The following is a 14,237-nucleotide window of genomic DNA, read 5'->3' as shown; positions in this document are numbered from 1 at the left end:
CCCGGCTCGTCAGCTCTGGAACGAGTCCAGCAGCTGCTGGTCTCCCTGCGTCCACGCGGCGTCGATCTTGGTCACCTTGTCGCGCAGGGTCTTCATGTCCTTGACCATCGCGTCGCGGTGGACGGTCCAGTTGTCGGCGAAGTCGCCCATCGACAGGTTGGCGTTGAGCTGACCCCAGAGCCCCTTGTCGTCGTTCTGGAAGTCCAGCGCCCCCTCGAACTGGCCGATCAGCGAGTTGAGGTCGTTGACCAGGTCCTGCAGGTCCTTCACCACGAGGTCTGCCATTACTGCTCCCGGTTGTCGTGGACGGGGTTGTCGTGGGCAGGATGGGCGGGCGGCGCGGACGCCGGCAGCGGGATCCGGGCGGGCAGCAGGCTGCCGCTCCCCAGATGCACCAGGGCCGCGCCCGGCACGACCCTGGCGGCGGTCTGCGAGCGGGACAGCCGCACACCCACCAGATCGCCGTCGCTCATGTTGGGCGGCGACAGCAGCACGCCGCGCCGGTTCTTCTTGACCTCCGCCTGCCAGCCGGAGAAGCCCGTCGCGACCGAGGCGACCTCGCCGCCGATGATCAGGCCCCGCCTGCTGCCGGAGGCCTTGCGGACGTAGGCCTTCAGCCAGTCCCGGCAGCGCAGTTCGCGCCAGGCCTCGGCATCGTCGACCACCAGCACCACCGGACCGTCGCCGGGGTCGAGCAGCTCGGCGAACTCGCTCTCGGTGGGCTCCTCGCTGGTGATGACACCGCGCACGCCGGCCCGCCCCGCGAAGCCGCGCAGCGGGGAGTTCATCGGGGCGCCGATGACCACCTCGGCCCCGCCGCGCAGCAGCGACTCCGTCATGACGCCAAGTGCCGTGCTGCGCCCGGACCGCGAGGGCCCGGCGACCAGGAAGGTCGGCTGATCGCCCAGCAGGTCGGCCCCGACCGGCTCCAGGTCGTCGCCGGCGACCCCGATCAGCGCCCACATCGGGGCCGGCGTCCCGACCATCTCCCACGCCTGCTCGAACGGCAGTTGGGTGGGCAGCACCGCGATCCGGGCCGGCCGCGCCGACTTCGCCACGCCCGCCTCCCGCTCGACGAGCCGGGCCGCCAGCGCGTGCACCGCGGCGACCTGGGCCGGGCCCGCCGGGTCGGCCGCCACCAGCGCGACCTGGGTCTCGACCGCGCTCACCGCGCGGTAGCCGCGCCCCGGCGGCAGGTTCTCCGGGATCTTCCGCGAGTTCAGCCCGGCCAGACTCGCATCGGTGCGGTCCGACAGTCGCAGCACCAGCTTGTCCTCGCACAGTGAGCTCATCCGGCCGCTCAGCAGCATGTGGTCGCCGGCGATGACCACGTGCACACCGGCGCTGGCGCCCTCGCGGTGCAGGATCTGGACCAGGTCGGTCAGCGCCCCGCTGTCGTACTCGCTCAGGGTTCCCATGAACCCCTCCCAGCGATCCAGCAGCAGCACGATGTGGGGCAGCCGCTCGCCCTCGTGCCCGGCCGCGCGCTGCTCGGCCAGATCGGCGAAGCCGCCCTCGCCGAGCAGTCGCTGACGGTTCTGCACCTCGGCGTGCAGGCGCTTGAGCAGCCGGGCGGCCCGTTCGGTCTCCGAGCGCTGCACCACCGCGCCGCAGTGCGGCAGCCTGGTGAGCGGGAGCAGGGCGCCGTTGCCGCAGTCGAGCCCGTACAGGTGCAGGTCGGCGACGCTGGAGGCGCTGGCCGCCGCCGCCGCGAAGGTGCGCAGGGCGGCGGAGCGCCCGGAGCGCGGGGCGCCGATGATGTGCAGGTGCCCGAAGGTGGCCAGGTCCACCGTCACCGGCTCCTGGCGCTGCTGCGCGGGCAGGTCCTGGACCGCCCAGGAGAACGACGGATTGCCCCGCGCACCACCGACCGGATCCACCGCCAGCTCGACCACCGGCGACAGCGGCAGCGGCGGCAGCCACGGCCGGCGCTGCGGGGCGATGCCCAGCAGGTCGTTGGCCTGCCTGATCGCCGTCACCAGGACCGACAGGTCGGTCACCTCGTCGGTCTCGGCCGCGCTCGGCGGGCGCTGCGGCGCGGGCAGTCCGAGGTCCAGCCACGAGACGGGCTGCAGGAACGGCGGCGCCGCCGCTGCCGCCCGGTCGGCCAGCGGGCGACGGCCGCCCACCCGGCCGGTCTGGAACGGGATCAGCGAGCTGTGCCCGAGCCTGGCGTAGGCCCGCCCCGGGGTCGCCGCCGAGATGCTCGCGGCCTCCCGCGCGTCGATGACATCGGTGCTCTCGCCGGCGTCGGTCACCCGCAGCGCGACCCGCAGGTTGGTGTTGGCACGGATCTCCGCCGAGACCACGCCGGAGGGGCGTTGCGTCGCCAGGATCAGGTGGATGCCCAGCGAGCGCCCGCGCTGGGCGACGTTCACCAGACCGCTGACGAAGTCGGGCAGCTCGCGCGCCATGGACGCGAACTCGTCGATGACGATCAGCAGGCGCGGGATGGGGGCCAGTTCGGGCCGGCGGAGGGCGTAGTCGAGGTAGTCCTCCAGGTCCTTGGCACCCGCGGCGGCCAACAGGTGCTCGCGATGGGTCAGCTCGGCGCCCAGCGAGGTGAGGGCCCGCTCGACCAGATGCGTGTCCAGATCCGTCACCAGGCCGACGGTGTGGGGCAGTTCGACGCAGTCCTTGAACGCGGCGCCGCCCTTGTAGTCGACCAGGACGAAGGTCATCGCGTCGGGGCGGTTGGCCACGGCCAGGGAGGCCACCAGGGTCTGCAGGAACTCCGACTTGCCCGAGCCCGTGGTGCCCGCCACCAGGCCGTGCGGGCCGTGGTTGACCAGGTCCAGGGCGAACGGGCCGTTGAGCGAGTAGCCGACCACGGCCTTGGTGCTGCGGCTCGACGAGCGCCACCGGGTGGAGATCGCGGCGGCGCTCGGGTCCTGGAGCCCGAGAACCTCCAGCAGACGCGCGGAGCCGGGCAGCGCGGCCTCGCCCTGGTTCTCGCTGACATCGCGCAGCGGCGCCAGCCGGCGCCCGGTCCCCGCGTACCAGCTGTCCGCCACCTCGTCCGCGAGGATGCCGTCGATCTGCGCGGCGCGCTGCCGGCGCAGGGCGGCCGGCCGCCCCTCGGCGCCGACGATCACGGTCGCGCACTCCTCCGGCAGGGTGCGCTCGTCGGCGTCCACGCAGATGCTGTGGACCCCGACCGCGGGCCCCTCCTGCAGGACCGTCACCACTCCGGGCAGCGCCCGCAGCCGTCGGGCGCCGTCCATCACCACGATGACGTCCGGGTCGGCGAGGGCGGCCCCGGCGCCGGCGTTGAGCCGCACCTGCTGGCGGGCGCCGATGAGCTCGACCAGCTCGGCGACCCGGTGGCCGAGCGTCTCGGCGTCCGCGCCCACCAGCGCCAGGGCCTGCTGCCCCAGCAGCGGACGGGTGTGCGGCAGCCAGGCCGCCCACTGCCACAGGGGCTCGCCCGCCGGGTCGGTCAGGATGTACAGCTGCACGTCGCGGGGGCTCTGCAGCACGGCGAGCTGACCGACCAGCCAGCGTGCCATCCGGCGCGGCCATCCGTCCGGCCCCGCGACGCCGACGACTCCCGTCTGCGCGATGGAGAAGGCCACCGGGACGTCCGGCACCGCCCGCAGTTCGCGGTGGCGCTCGGTGCCTTCGCCCTCCTCCACGACGATCCGGGTGGGCAGGTCGGCGATGCCGACCCGGACCAGCAGGTGGTCCGGGTCGGTGCGGCGGCGTTCCCACAGGCGGGCGCGCGGGCCGGTCGCGATGACGAGCAGTTCGGCCGGGTCCGGGCTCGCGGCGCGGCAGTCCAGGCGTTCCTGGTCCAGTGCCGCCGCGATCTCGGCCTCGGTGGCCGCCAGCTGGGCCTGGTACTCGGTCAGTTGCCGCCGGTACCCGAGCCGGCCCTGACGCCGCCCGGTGAACCAGTTCGCGACAATCATGACCGGCGACATCGCCGCCATCATCAGGAACATCGGGTTGTGCGTCATCATCGCGATCGCGCCGCCGCCGACGGCGGGCAGACCGGCCGCCACCCACGGCAGCGCGTTCTGGGCCGACGGCCTGGGCTGGACCGGAAGGCGGAACGCGGTGCGCTGCACCGGGGGGAGCAGTCGAGGGGGGCGGTTGTAGTCCAGGTACTCGCCATCGTGCGAGGGTTCGACGACGGCGTCCGGGCGCAGCACCCGGTGCGCCTCCATGATGGTGTCCCCGACCAGGAGTTGGACCGTCTCCCGCCAGGGGACCTCATGGTCGGGCAGTGGGGCGCGGCCCAGCAGGGCGGCGGGGGCCAGAGCGCGGACGTGCACCGTGGCGTCCAGGGTCACCCGGACGACGGCGACCGCCGCCGCCGGGTCACCGCCCTTGGTGACCTGGGCACCGGAGCGGATGCGGTGCTCACCCGCGCCGAGGTACCAGACCCGTCCGGCGCCGACGCCCGCCACCACCCTGATGGTGACCAGGCCCGCGCGGCGGCTCGGCGCCGGGCCGGGCCGGCCGAGCCACAGGACGGTCCCGTCGTGGATCCCGCTGCCCGCCAGGGGTTGGGAGAGGTCGAGCAACTGATCGGCGAGATAGACCGCCGTCCTGGCCGGGTCGCCGGTCGGCAGGGCCTGCGACACGTCGACGCTGTCCAGCAGGTTCTTCACGACGTCGCGCAGGAGCGTGGTGGGATCGGCGTCCACGACCACGTCGGCCGACCAGTCCGGACGCCGGGCAATGGTGATCATCATGGGCATGGTCCCAACCCCTCAAGAGTCCAGGCGCCCCGCGCCGACGGCACGGCCGGCGCGGGGCGCGCGTACGGTGCCGGCCGGCTCGGAGCCGGCACCGGGCCGGCTACTGCTGGTTGAGGGAGCCGGAGAGCTGGGTGTCCATGTCCTGCATCGCGGCCACGGCCTTGTCGAGCCACTGCGAGAGCTGGTCCAGGGTCTCCATCGCCTGAGTGGCCGAGGTGTTGAACTCGGTGTGCACCTCGTCGAACTTGCCCGACGCCTGCTCGGTGACGAAGCCGTTGGTGGTCAGGTTGTCGACGATGCTCTTGCACTGATTGAGCTTGTCGTCGATGTCGGCCTTGTTGTTGCGCATCGTGGTCGCGGTGTCCGACATCTCCTGGTAGGTGACGTTCAGATTCGCCATGGTGTGTCCCTTCTGGTGTCGCCGAGCGTCCCGGTAGGCATCGACACGTTCGGCACGGACGTTCTCGATGCTAGGAAGGCACCCCGTGACGGTCCAGAACCCCCGCTGCGGCCGTGGGCCCAGGGGCCCACGGCCGCCAGGTGTCCGGCGTTGACACCTCCCTGACGGGTAGCCAAGGTTCGGGGAACACACCGAAAGGCCCCACCCGGCGGTCGGCGTGCGGCGTCTCCCGACGGGCCGGACACCGCCGTGGGGGCGGGGTGTCCACGACCACGACCGGCCACCCACAGCCGAGGAGACATGGTGACACTGCCGAGCCGATCCGCCGATCGCGTCCCTCGCCGCCGCAACTGGCTTGCCAGGATGATCAGTTCGCGCAGGGTTAAGCCGCGGTCGGCGTCGACCCCGCGGGCCGATCACGGTCTGTGGACCGTGGACCGGGTCGTGCGCGTGCTGGCCACCGCCTGCGACCGCGAGAACCGCGGCGTTCCGGTGGCCCACGTGATCGTCGTCGGGCCCGACACCGTCCGACTCCACCTGAAGACCCCCGACGAGCGGCCCCCCGCCGGGTGGACCGCCGGTCCCGACGGCCTGACCTGGCAGGCCCAGCTGCGCGGGCTGCAGAGCGCGAGCGTGGCCGAGTCGCTGCAGGAACCGTATCCACGGCTGGTCCCGCTCGGCACCACCCGTGAGGGCTTCGTGCTGCTCAACCTCGGTCAGGTGGGCGGGATCATCAGCCTGGAAGGCGACGCCCGACGGGCCAGGGCGCTGGCCGAGGACTGGACCCGCGAGCTCACCACGAGCCCGTGGTCACGGACCGTGCAGGTGGTCCGCATCGGGTTCACCTCCGGTAGCGCGGAGCGGTTCCGGTCGAGCGAGACGCCGGCCCTGGTCGACGGCGAGGCCACCCTGGCCGACCAGGACGGCGGGGTGGCGCTGCTGGCCGGCCTGCCCCGCGGCCGGGACCGCGAGGCCGTCTACCGGCTGGCCGACGATCCGCAGGGGCGCTGGTCGGTGGTCGTCCTCGGCCGGGTCGAGCATCCGCGCTGGCGCTTCACCATCGACTCCACCGGCGCCGTGGACACCGGCCTGCTGGACGAGCCCGTGACCCCTCGCCCGGAGTCGGCCTGGGACGCGCCCGCCCAGGAGGAGGCCGAGGCCGTCCCCCGTCCGGCCCGCTCCCCAGCCGGCGCGAGCGCACCCGAAAGCCCCCGGCGCGAGCGGCGGTTCACCCGCCGGTGGGCCGTCGTCGCGTCGGTGGTCGTCACCTGCCTGGTGGGCGGTGCGCTCGCGCTCACGCTGAAGGGCAACTCGACGCCCACCGCCCCCGTGGCACAGGCATCGGACAACCAGCGGGCATCACGCGGGACCACCACGCCGAAGCCGACGAAGAGCGCGGCGCCAACGGGCAGCGCCAACGCGACGGGCAAGGCAGGCAAGGCGGGCACGCTGGTGAACCCCGCCACCGGCAAGTGCCTCAGCGGATCGGCAGGGACGGACGGCACCCCGCTGGTCCTCCTGGCATGCGATGGCGACGCGAACCAGCAGTGGGACGTCGCCGCGGACGGGACGATCCGCACGAAGGGCCTCTGCATGGACGCCGCCTGGGGCGCCGCCACGGCAGGCACCGTCGTGCAGATCGCGGTCTGCAGCGGCAACCCCGCCCAGCAGTTCGCCCCCAAGGGCGACACCGTCTACACCACGCACGCCAACCTGTGCGTGGGCGAGGTGAACGGCGGCACGGGGATCCAGCTGCTCCCCTGCGACCAGAGCGGAGCCGAGGTCTTCAAGCGGTCCTGAACCGCCGCCCCACACCGCAGCCGAAGCCGATCAGGAGCTGCGCAGGGCCCCGGTCGATCCGGCCACCGGCGAAAAGCCCAGGGGCACGCCGGCCCAGCCTGCTGGGCCGGCGCACGGCGCCGCAGGGCCTCAGGTTGCGGAGAAGGTGAACCAGTGGATGTTGACGAAGTCGGAGGGCGAGCCGATGAAGGTCAGGTAGACGTCGTGGACCCCCGTGGCGGTGCCCGTCAGGTTGATCGGGACGGTCTCCCAGGACTGCCAGCCACCGGTGTCGGCGAGGTCGATCTCGGCGATCTTGGTTCCGGTCGGACTGTCCAGCCGCACCTCGACCCCGCCACTGATCCCGGCGGCCGCGCCGGAGGCCAGGCGGGCCAGGAACCGCCTGGGTGAGGTCGCACCGAAGTCGAGGCCGGTGTAGCCGAGCCAGCACCCGGCGTGGATCCAGCCGACGTCCTGGCCGCCCCCGGTGTCCGAACACGCCTCCGTCCGGGTGCCGTTGTGGGAGGTGCAGGAGGCTGCCTGGATGGTGCCGTAGGCGCTGACCGTGGAGCCGCCACCACCGCCGCCTCCGCCGCCGCTGGACCCGCCGCCGAAGGTGACGGTCCACGAGGTGGGTGCCGGGTCCTGGAGGTGGCCGTCGACCGGCGCACTGCCCGTCGGGCCCACGTCGTCGTAGGGGAAGGCGTACCCGATGCTGGCGTTGGCGTGCACCAGGCGGGCGTAGTGGTTGGTGATCGCGTTCTGGTAGTACTGACCGGCCGTCACCCCGCTGGGCTGCTGGGCGCCGTCGGACAGCAGCAGCGTGCTGCGGTTGAGCGCGGCGGACAGGCGGGCGGCGACCGCGCCGCGGGCGTCGCCGCCGGAGTTGTAGAGCGGACCGCTGGCGCAGCTGAAGATGTCGTCCGTGCTCGGTCTGGTGAACGCCACCCCGTCGGTGTTCAGGCCGGTGAAGGTGAGGACGTCGTTGCCGACCGTGCCGCTGAACGAGCCGAAGGCCGGGTTCTGGGTGTCGATGGTCAGCGGCGTGGACTGGAAGCGGGACCAGACCTGGTCCACGTAGGGGCCGAAGTAGCTGCCGAAGGAGACCGGCGTGTGGGTGGGGGCGAGCACGCGCAGGACGGTTCCGCTGCCGTCCTTCACCACCAGCTGGTCCCAGGGCGCACCGTCGACGGCGTGCTGCGCGACCAGTCCGCTCGCGAGGGCGTCCAGGGCCCCGGCAGGCAGCGGGCTGACCGCCTGACTGCCGGCCGCGCCGGTGCTCGCCATCGAGATGGGGGCGGCGACCAGGTCGACGTAGCTGATGTTGGCGTAGAGGTTGGCGGAGTTCCAGGTGAACTCGCAGAACGACCAGTCGGTCAGCCAGTTGGGGTCACTGGTGCTGAACCCGGGCTCCACCAGGCCGGGTTGGCCACCGCCCACCGCCGGGTTCACGAAGAACTGGATCTTGTTGCCGGAACTGAACCAGACCCGGCCGCCGCTGATGTACTGCGACAGCGCGAGGGTCACGCCCGCACCGCCCGAAACCCCCAGCGGGATGGAGTAGTCGGGCACCGGCGTCAGGTTGGCGGCGGGATCGGCCAGCGCCTGGAACACGCCGTCGGGGCCGACGAACCCGGGGCGGTTCGAGCTGTCGGCGCCGGTGACGTAGGCGTAGACGGTGTCGCTGCCGGAGGTGTTGCGCAGCGTCAGCGGCAGGGTGGGGCCGGCCGCGGAGGCGACCGTGCCGAGTTCGGAGATGAGCAGTGGGGCGCCGAGCAGGGCGGCGGTGACCGTCCCCGTGGCAGTGAGCAGCTTGCGACGCGAGATCATCTGGATGTCCCGTCCGGGGCAGGAACGACGTGGGGGTCGGCGACGGAGGCCGGCCGTCGCGGATGCTGCAGCGGCGTTCAATATGGCCCGGTGGCCCAGACCAGTCAAGTACAAGAACTGAAGATGCGCCAGGGAGTACGGTGGCCCGAGCTTCCATTGTTTGAAGTGTCATGCACGTCGATGGCGCGGCGTGGGCGCCGCGACAGGCTCCTGCCTCCGTGCCTCCCCGGCCCGTCCCGGCCCCTCGGTCACCCCGAGCAGGAGGCCGCGGCACGAGGCCGCGGCACGATCTGCCGATGGTCACGGACACAGGTGGACGGATTCCACCGCGAATGCGCTGTGGAGCGGGGCGTCCAGCTGGTCGGGGGTTTCGTCGGTGGTGAAGGTGAAATGCACCGAGACGCCCGCGAGGCCGGCTGGTTCGGTTTCGACGGTGAATTGCGGGAGGCTGTGCTCCTGGGGCAGGAGGCGCCAGGGCAGGCCCGCCTCGGAAAAGGCGGCGCGGAGCTCGCGGAAGGTGGTGGCGGGAGCGATGGTACGGATTTCCCCGGAATGGGCGTCGGGGATTCTGATGGTGTCGTACCAGGTGCGGATGGAAACCTTGGTGATGACGTGGCAGGCGCAGGTCTCGACCACCACGTCGCCGTAGCTGAACCATTGGGGCCACGGCTGGTCGTCCGAGATCCGGCCGGATTTCCCGGGTGGACCGAGGCGGTCCGTCACGTCCGGGAACGAGCCCAGCGGGTGGATTCCGGCAATGCCGCCCAAGGCGCCGAATTCTGTCAGTACGGCCAGCATGTGCATGCGCCCATGATGCCACAGGGCATCATGGGCGCATACGCGCCGGGTCACATACTCTGAATGGCCTGGATCAGCTGTTCCAATTCAGCCGCTCGATTGTTGGCGCAGCCCCACGGGCCGCCCCAGGTGCCCGCCTTCTTTCCGGGGGTGTTGAACTGTTTGATGGCCTCCCGGGCGACCGCGACGATCTGGTCGCGTATTTTCCCGTCGGACTTGATGGCGTCGATCGTGGCGTTGATCTCGGCCGGGGTGGCGTCCTGCGGGGCGGGCCGGCCGACGATGCCGATGAGCTCGCCGGCGGCGTCGGTGAGCAGGCTGACCTCGGAGCCGTTCTTGAGGTTGATGTGCATGCCCTTGGCGCAGAAGTCCGCGTCCAGGACGGCCACCCGCTTGATGCCGCAGAACTTGGACTTCTTGGCGCGCGGTGCCATCGCCGCCGCGAAGGACTGCGGGTGCGCCGCCGCGCCGGCGACGGCTTCCACCGCGCAGTCGCCCACCTTGGCGGCGTCGATGATCTCGCGCAGCCGGTCGATGGTCAGGCGGGCCAGCCGGACCTCCTCGAGGAACTTGGTGATGCCCTCGGTGATCCGGATGATGGCCCGGCTGACCGCCGGGATCTTGCCCGCCACCTCGATCAGGGCGGCGACGTTCACCGCCGTCCACAGGCAGCTCTCGACGTCGCCGGAGCTGAAGCACTTCTCGGCGTCGGAGACCCCGAGCACGTCGAGCAGGATCTGGCCGCCGTTCTGCTTGACCCAGTCGAGGACGTCCTCGTTCGACAGCGCCATCGCCTGGTTGTAGTCGTCGACGCAGTCCTGACCGCACTGCGCCTGCAGCGCCGCCACCTCGTCCGGGGTCAGGCCCGGGACCTGGGTGGTGGGGCCGTTGACCTCGGCGGCGAGGGCCGCCTGGTCGTCCTTGCGCTGCTGGTCCTCGGCGGCCTTGGCGTCCGTGTCGGCCTGGGTCGCGAGGTTCTGCGCGTTGGCGGCGGACTGCTCCGCGGCAGTGGCGTCCTTGTCGGCCTGGGTCGCCGTGCCGCGGGCGGTGGCCGCGTTGCCCTCGGCCGTGGTGGCTGCCGCACGGGCCGCCGCCGCGTCCTGCTCGGACTGGGTCGCCGAAGCCCGGGCGGCGCTCGCGTCGGTGTCCGCGTTGCTGGAGGCCGCACTTGCGGCCATGGCGTCGGCGGCGGCCTGGTTGTTGTACTGCGCGGTGGCGGTGTCGGCCGCCTGGGCCGCGGTGGCCTCGGCCGCGGCCTGCGCGGCGGACTCCCGCGCCTGCTGCACGGAGACCGCGGCCTTCGCGGCATCGGCAGCGGCGTTGGCGGCGAGCTGAGCGGCGGCCTTGGCATCGGCCTTGGCCTTGTCGGCCGCGGCCTGCGCGTCCTTGGCCGCCTTGGCGGCCTCGTCCGAGCGGGCCTTGGCTGCGTCCGCCTGCTGCTGGGCGATGGTCTTGCTGTCCTCGCCGACCAGCACCGCGAGCCCCGCCGAGACATCGGTCGCCCGGTAGGGCGTGCCGAGCGCGACGGCGGTGTTGCCGGCGTCGACCGCGGCGCTCGCCGCGTCGCGGGTGGCTGCGGCGTACTGCGCGGCTGCGTACGCCTGGCCGGCGGTACGGGCGCTGTCGGCCGCGGCGCGGTCCGCATCGACCCGGGCGGTGAGCGCGTCCTTGCGGGCGCCTGCCGCGGCGGTGACCGCGTTCTGCGCCTGCTGTTCGGCGTTCTTGACGTTCTGTGCGGCGGCGGCCGAGGCGTTGATCGCATCGGCGGCGGCCGCGTGGGCGGTCGCGGCGGCGGCGCTGGTGGTGGCCGCGTCCGCCTGGGCGGCGTCGGCTGCCGCACGGGAGCGCTGGGCCGCTCCGGTCGCCCGGGTGGCGTCGGCCCGGGCCGCGATCGCCGCTTGGCCGGCCTGGTCGGCGGCCGTACGGGCACCGCTCGCGGCGTCGGTCGCCTGGCCGGCCGCCGTGTCCGCGTCGTTGGCCGCCTGGCGGGCGTCCTGCGCGTCCGAGGTGCCCTGCGCGGCCGTGGCCGCGGTGTCCAGCGCCTTCTGCCGGGAGAGCGCCGCATCGCGCGCCTGCTCGGCGTCCGCCGCGGCGTCACGGGTGGCGGCCGCCTGCGCCTCGGCGTTCCGGGCGGCGCTCGCCTTGTCGGCCGCGGTCTGCTCGTCGGCCTGCGCCGCGTTCATCGCGGTGGTCGCGGCGGCCTGCTGCTGCTGGGCCTTGGCCTCGGCGGCCTCGGCATCCGCCCGGTGGGAGTCGGCCGACTGCCGGGCGGAGGCCGCGGTGGCGGCCTCCTGCTGGGCGACGGCCAGCTTGGCGTCGGCGTCCGCGGCCGCGCTCTTCGCGGTGGCCTCGGCCTGCTCGGCGGTGATCCGGTCGGCCTTGGCCGTGGCGGCGTTCTGGGCGGCCTGGCCGGCCTGCACGGCAGCGGCGGCGGCGGCATTGTGCGCCTGGTCGGCGGCGGCCTGCGCCGCAGCCCGCTGGAACTCCGCCTGGGCGGCGTGCGCCTGGGTGTCGATCAGGGCGTAGAGCGCCTTGGAGTCGGCCTGGCCGGTCGAGACCGCGTTCAGGGTGGCCTCGATCGCCTTGGCCGCCGACTGCGCGGCAGCCGCCGAGGCGCTGGTGACCTGCGCCGACTGCAGCGCGTAGGTCAGCCCGCGACCGTACGGCGTGCCGTTGGCCAGCGCGGTCTTCCCGGCGTCGGCCTGGGCGGCGGTCGCCTTGTCGGCCTGGGCCTTGGCGGAGGCGGCGGCCTTCTGGGCGATCGTCAACTGCGCCTGGATCGCCTTCTTGGCGGTCGCCATGGCGGCGGTGGCCTGGGGGAACTTCTCCGGCTTGGGGTAGAAGATGTTGCTCTTCGGCTGGCCCTGCCAGTACTTCTGGAAGAACAGCATCCGGCCGACGATGTACGCCTGGCCCTGGGCCTCGTTCATCGCCGCGGAGGCGGTGCGCACGTCCTGGTAGGCCTGGGCGTCGGCGGCCACGATGTCGGCGCGCTGCTCGGCCATGGAGCCCTGCTCCGCCTGCCACTCGGCGCTCGCGGTGGCGACCACCGCGTCCAGCACGTGGTTCGGGTCGATCGGGTCCTGCGAGTCGCAGGCGGCCCACTGGGTCTTGAGGTCCTCGACCTCGGTGCGGAACTCGACCGAGCCGCTCGCCGGGGCCTGGGTCGGGAAGCCGCCGAACCGGATGAACCGGGCGATCTCGTACGCCGACCAGCTCTTGACCGCGCCGTCGCCGGCGTAGAAGTGGTAGAAGCCGTACGGGCTCTGCTCACTCGCCTGGTGCTGGTGGGCGATGCTGAGCGCCTGGTTCAGCGCGTCCTGGGACGGGCCGGGCGGGGGCGGCGGGTTGAAGTTCCGCTCGCCGGTGTCGAGCAGGAACTTCTGCATCGGGTCGAAGTAGTTCGGCGGGTTCAGGAAGGCGGTGTAGTCGTCGCCGAAGATGCCGTCGCCGAACGGCTTGGTCACGGTGCCCCAGGCGCCCGGGCGGGCGTTCTGGGCGCTGTCGACCTTCTGCTCGTCCTCCTTGTCCTGCTCCCGGGCGATGGGCAGCGGGCCGTAGCCCATGTACTGTCCGGCGTCCTGGCGCAGGCCGGGCCGATCGCTCGCCAGGGCCTTGGCGGCCAGCGCCTTCACCTGCGGGCCGCCGGCGTGCAGCCAGCTGCCCGCGGTGCAGACGTCGTCGCGGTTGACGCCGTCCGGGATCGCGACGTTCGCGGCCTCCAGGTCGGGCAGCGCGCGCTGCCAGATCCGCACCTCGGCCATCTTGCCCGGGAAGTAGTCGGCGCCCTGGCCGGCCGTCAGGCCGCGGCCGATCTCCAGTTGCCCGGCGGCCTTCCAGCTCGCGGTGTGCGGGACGTCGGCGACCTTCACGCCGTTCACGTACAGCCGGATCTCGCCGGCCTGGGCGTCGAAGACGCCGGTCAGGTGGGTGTAGTTCCAGTCGTTGTTCGACGGGACCGGCACAGGTCCGCGGGCGGTGTCCCAGGTGGCCTGGTCCGCGTCGCTCTGCGGCATGGCGAACACCGGCGTGCCGTTCGGATCGATCCGCAGCGAGAAGCCGGAGGTCCGGCTGCCGTCCTCGGTGATCACCGACTCGGCCGCGCCGGCCTTGTTGGGCAGCACCCAGGCGGAGACCGTGAACGACTGGTCCGTGGGCAGCGTCAGCGGGACGGAGGCGTACTGGCTCCTGCCGTCCAGCTGGACCGTGCGGTGGGTGCCGCCGGGAAGGCCCCAGATGAGGGTGTTGTCGGTGCCGGGGTTGGCCGCGGCACCGTTGTGGTACACGGCGTTCGGGCCGCCGGTGATGCGGTTCGGGGCGGACTGGTCGGTGCCGTAGTCGAAGTCGTAGTGCGCCACTTCCCCGTTGACGGCGTAGCCGGGGCCGGGCGCCGGGTCGGCGCTGGTGGCGGCGGGGGCGGGCGTCGGTGCGGCCTGGGCCACCGACATGGTCAGCGAGGTCGCGGTCACCAGCGCGGTGAGCGAGAACACCCGGGCCAGGTTCCTGCGCGCCCGGGCAGGGCGGGGCGGAACTCTTCTGTGCATGTTGCTTGCCAACTCCTGGATGAATGGTCTCGGCGCCCAGGAGGAGGCCAGGTGTTCACCACGTGCACGTCGTCGTCCGACGCGCCGTCAGTTCATGGTCCGAGCAGGAAGGTACCGCCACCCCCGTAGGCGACGGAATCCTCCCACGTTCGCATACGTCCATGCCCCCGCCGGTCGACG

Annotated in this window: 7 protein-coding genes; 1 reads left to right on the top strand and 6 read right to left on the bottom strand. The window is 72.8% G+C overall.

All coding sequences use genetic code 11. The features are described from left to right. Positions 1 to 9: 9 nt before the first annotated feature. The 3 genes from OG500_RS37135 to OG500_RS37125 form a co-directional block, all read right to left on the bottom strand. A complete protein-coding gene (locus OG500_RS37135) occupies positions 10 to 285 on the bottom strand; it encodes a hypothetical protein (RefSeq protein ID WP_327071291.1) in 276 nt (91 codons plus the stop codon). Further along, positions 285 to 4,700, bottom strand: coding sequence for an FtsK/SpoIIIE domain-containing protein (locus tag OG500_RS37130; RefSeq protein ID WP_329587025.1), 4,416 nt, complete (start codon positions 4,698 to 4,700; stop codon positions 285 to 287). Before OG500_RS37130 ends, OG500_RS37135 begins: the two co-directional genes overlap by 1 nt. A 106-nt stretch (positions 4,701 to 4,806) precedes the next feature. Then, entirely contained in the window at positions 4,807 to 5,106 is a 300-nt protein-coding gene (locus tag OG500_RS37125) for a WXG100 family type VII secretion target (RefSeq protein ID WP_327071289.1), read from the bottom strand. 432 nt (positions 5,107 to 5,538) lie between these two features. Between OG500_RS37125 and OG500_RS37120 the strand changes: the two genes are divergently transcribed. Further along, positions 5,539 to 6,906, top strand: a complete 1,368-nt coding sequence (locus tag OG500_RS37120) for an RICIN domain-containing protein (RefSeq protein WP_327071288.1) — start codon at positions 5,539 to 5,541, stop codon at positions 6,904 to 6,906. Positions 6,907 to 7,035: 129 nt separating this feature from the next. Here the strand turns inward: OG500_RS37120 and OG500_RS37115 are convergent, their stop codons facing one another. The 3 genes from OG500_RS37115 to OG500_RS37105 form a co-directional block, all read right to left on the bottom strand. Further along, entirely contained in the window at positions 7,036 to 8,715 is a 1,680-nt protein-coding gene (locus tag OG500_RS37115) for a beta-1,3-glucanase family protein (RefSeq protein WP_329587020.1), read from the bottom strand. 300 nt (positions 8,716 to 9,015) lie between these two features. Beyond that, positions 9,016 to 9,519, bottom strand: coding sequence for a hypothetical protein (locus OG500_RS37110; RefSeq protein ID WP_329587017.1), 504 nt, complete (start codon positions 9,517 to 9,519; stop codon positions 9,016 to 9,018). Between the two features lie 44 nt (positions 9,520 to 9,563). Continuing rightward, positions 9,564 to 14,003 carry a LamG domain-containing protein gene (locus OG500_RS37105; protein WP_329587014.1) on the bottom strand — a complete coding sequence of 1,480 codons (4,440 nt, stop codon included), beginning with the start codon at positions 14,001 to 14,003 and terminating at the stop codon, positions 9,564 to 9,566. Positions 14,004 to 14,237: the final 234 nt, after the last annotated feature.

Origin of the sequence: Kitasatospora sp. NBC_01250 (assembly GCF_036226465.1) — a bacterium.
Taxonomy (GTDB): domain Bacteria; phylum Actinomycetota; class Actinomycetes; order Streptomycetales; family Streptomycetaceae; genus Kitasatospora.
This window is presented reverse-complemented; position numbering and strand designations above follow the sequence as displayed.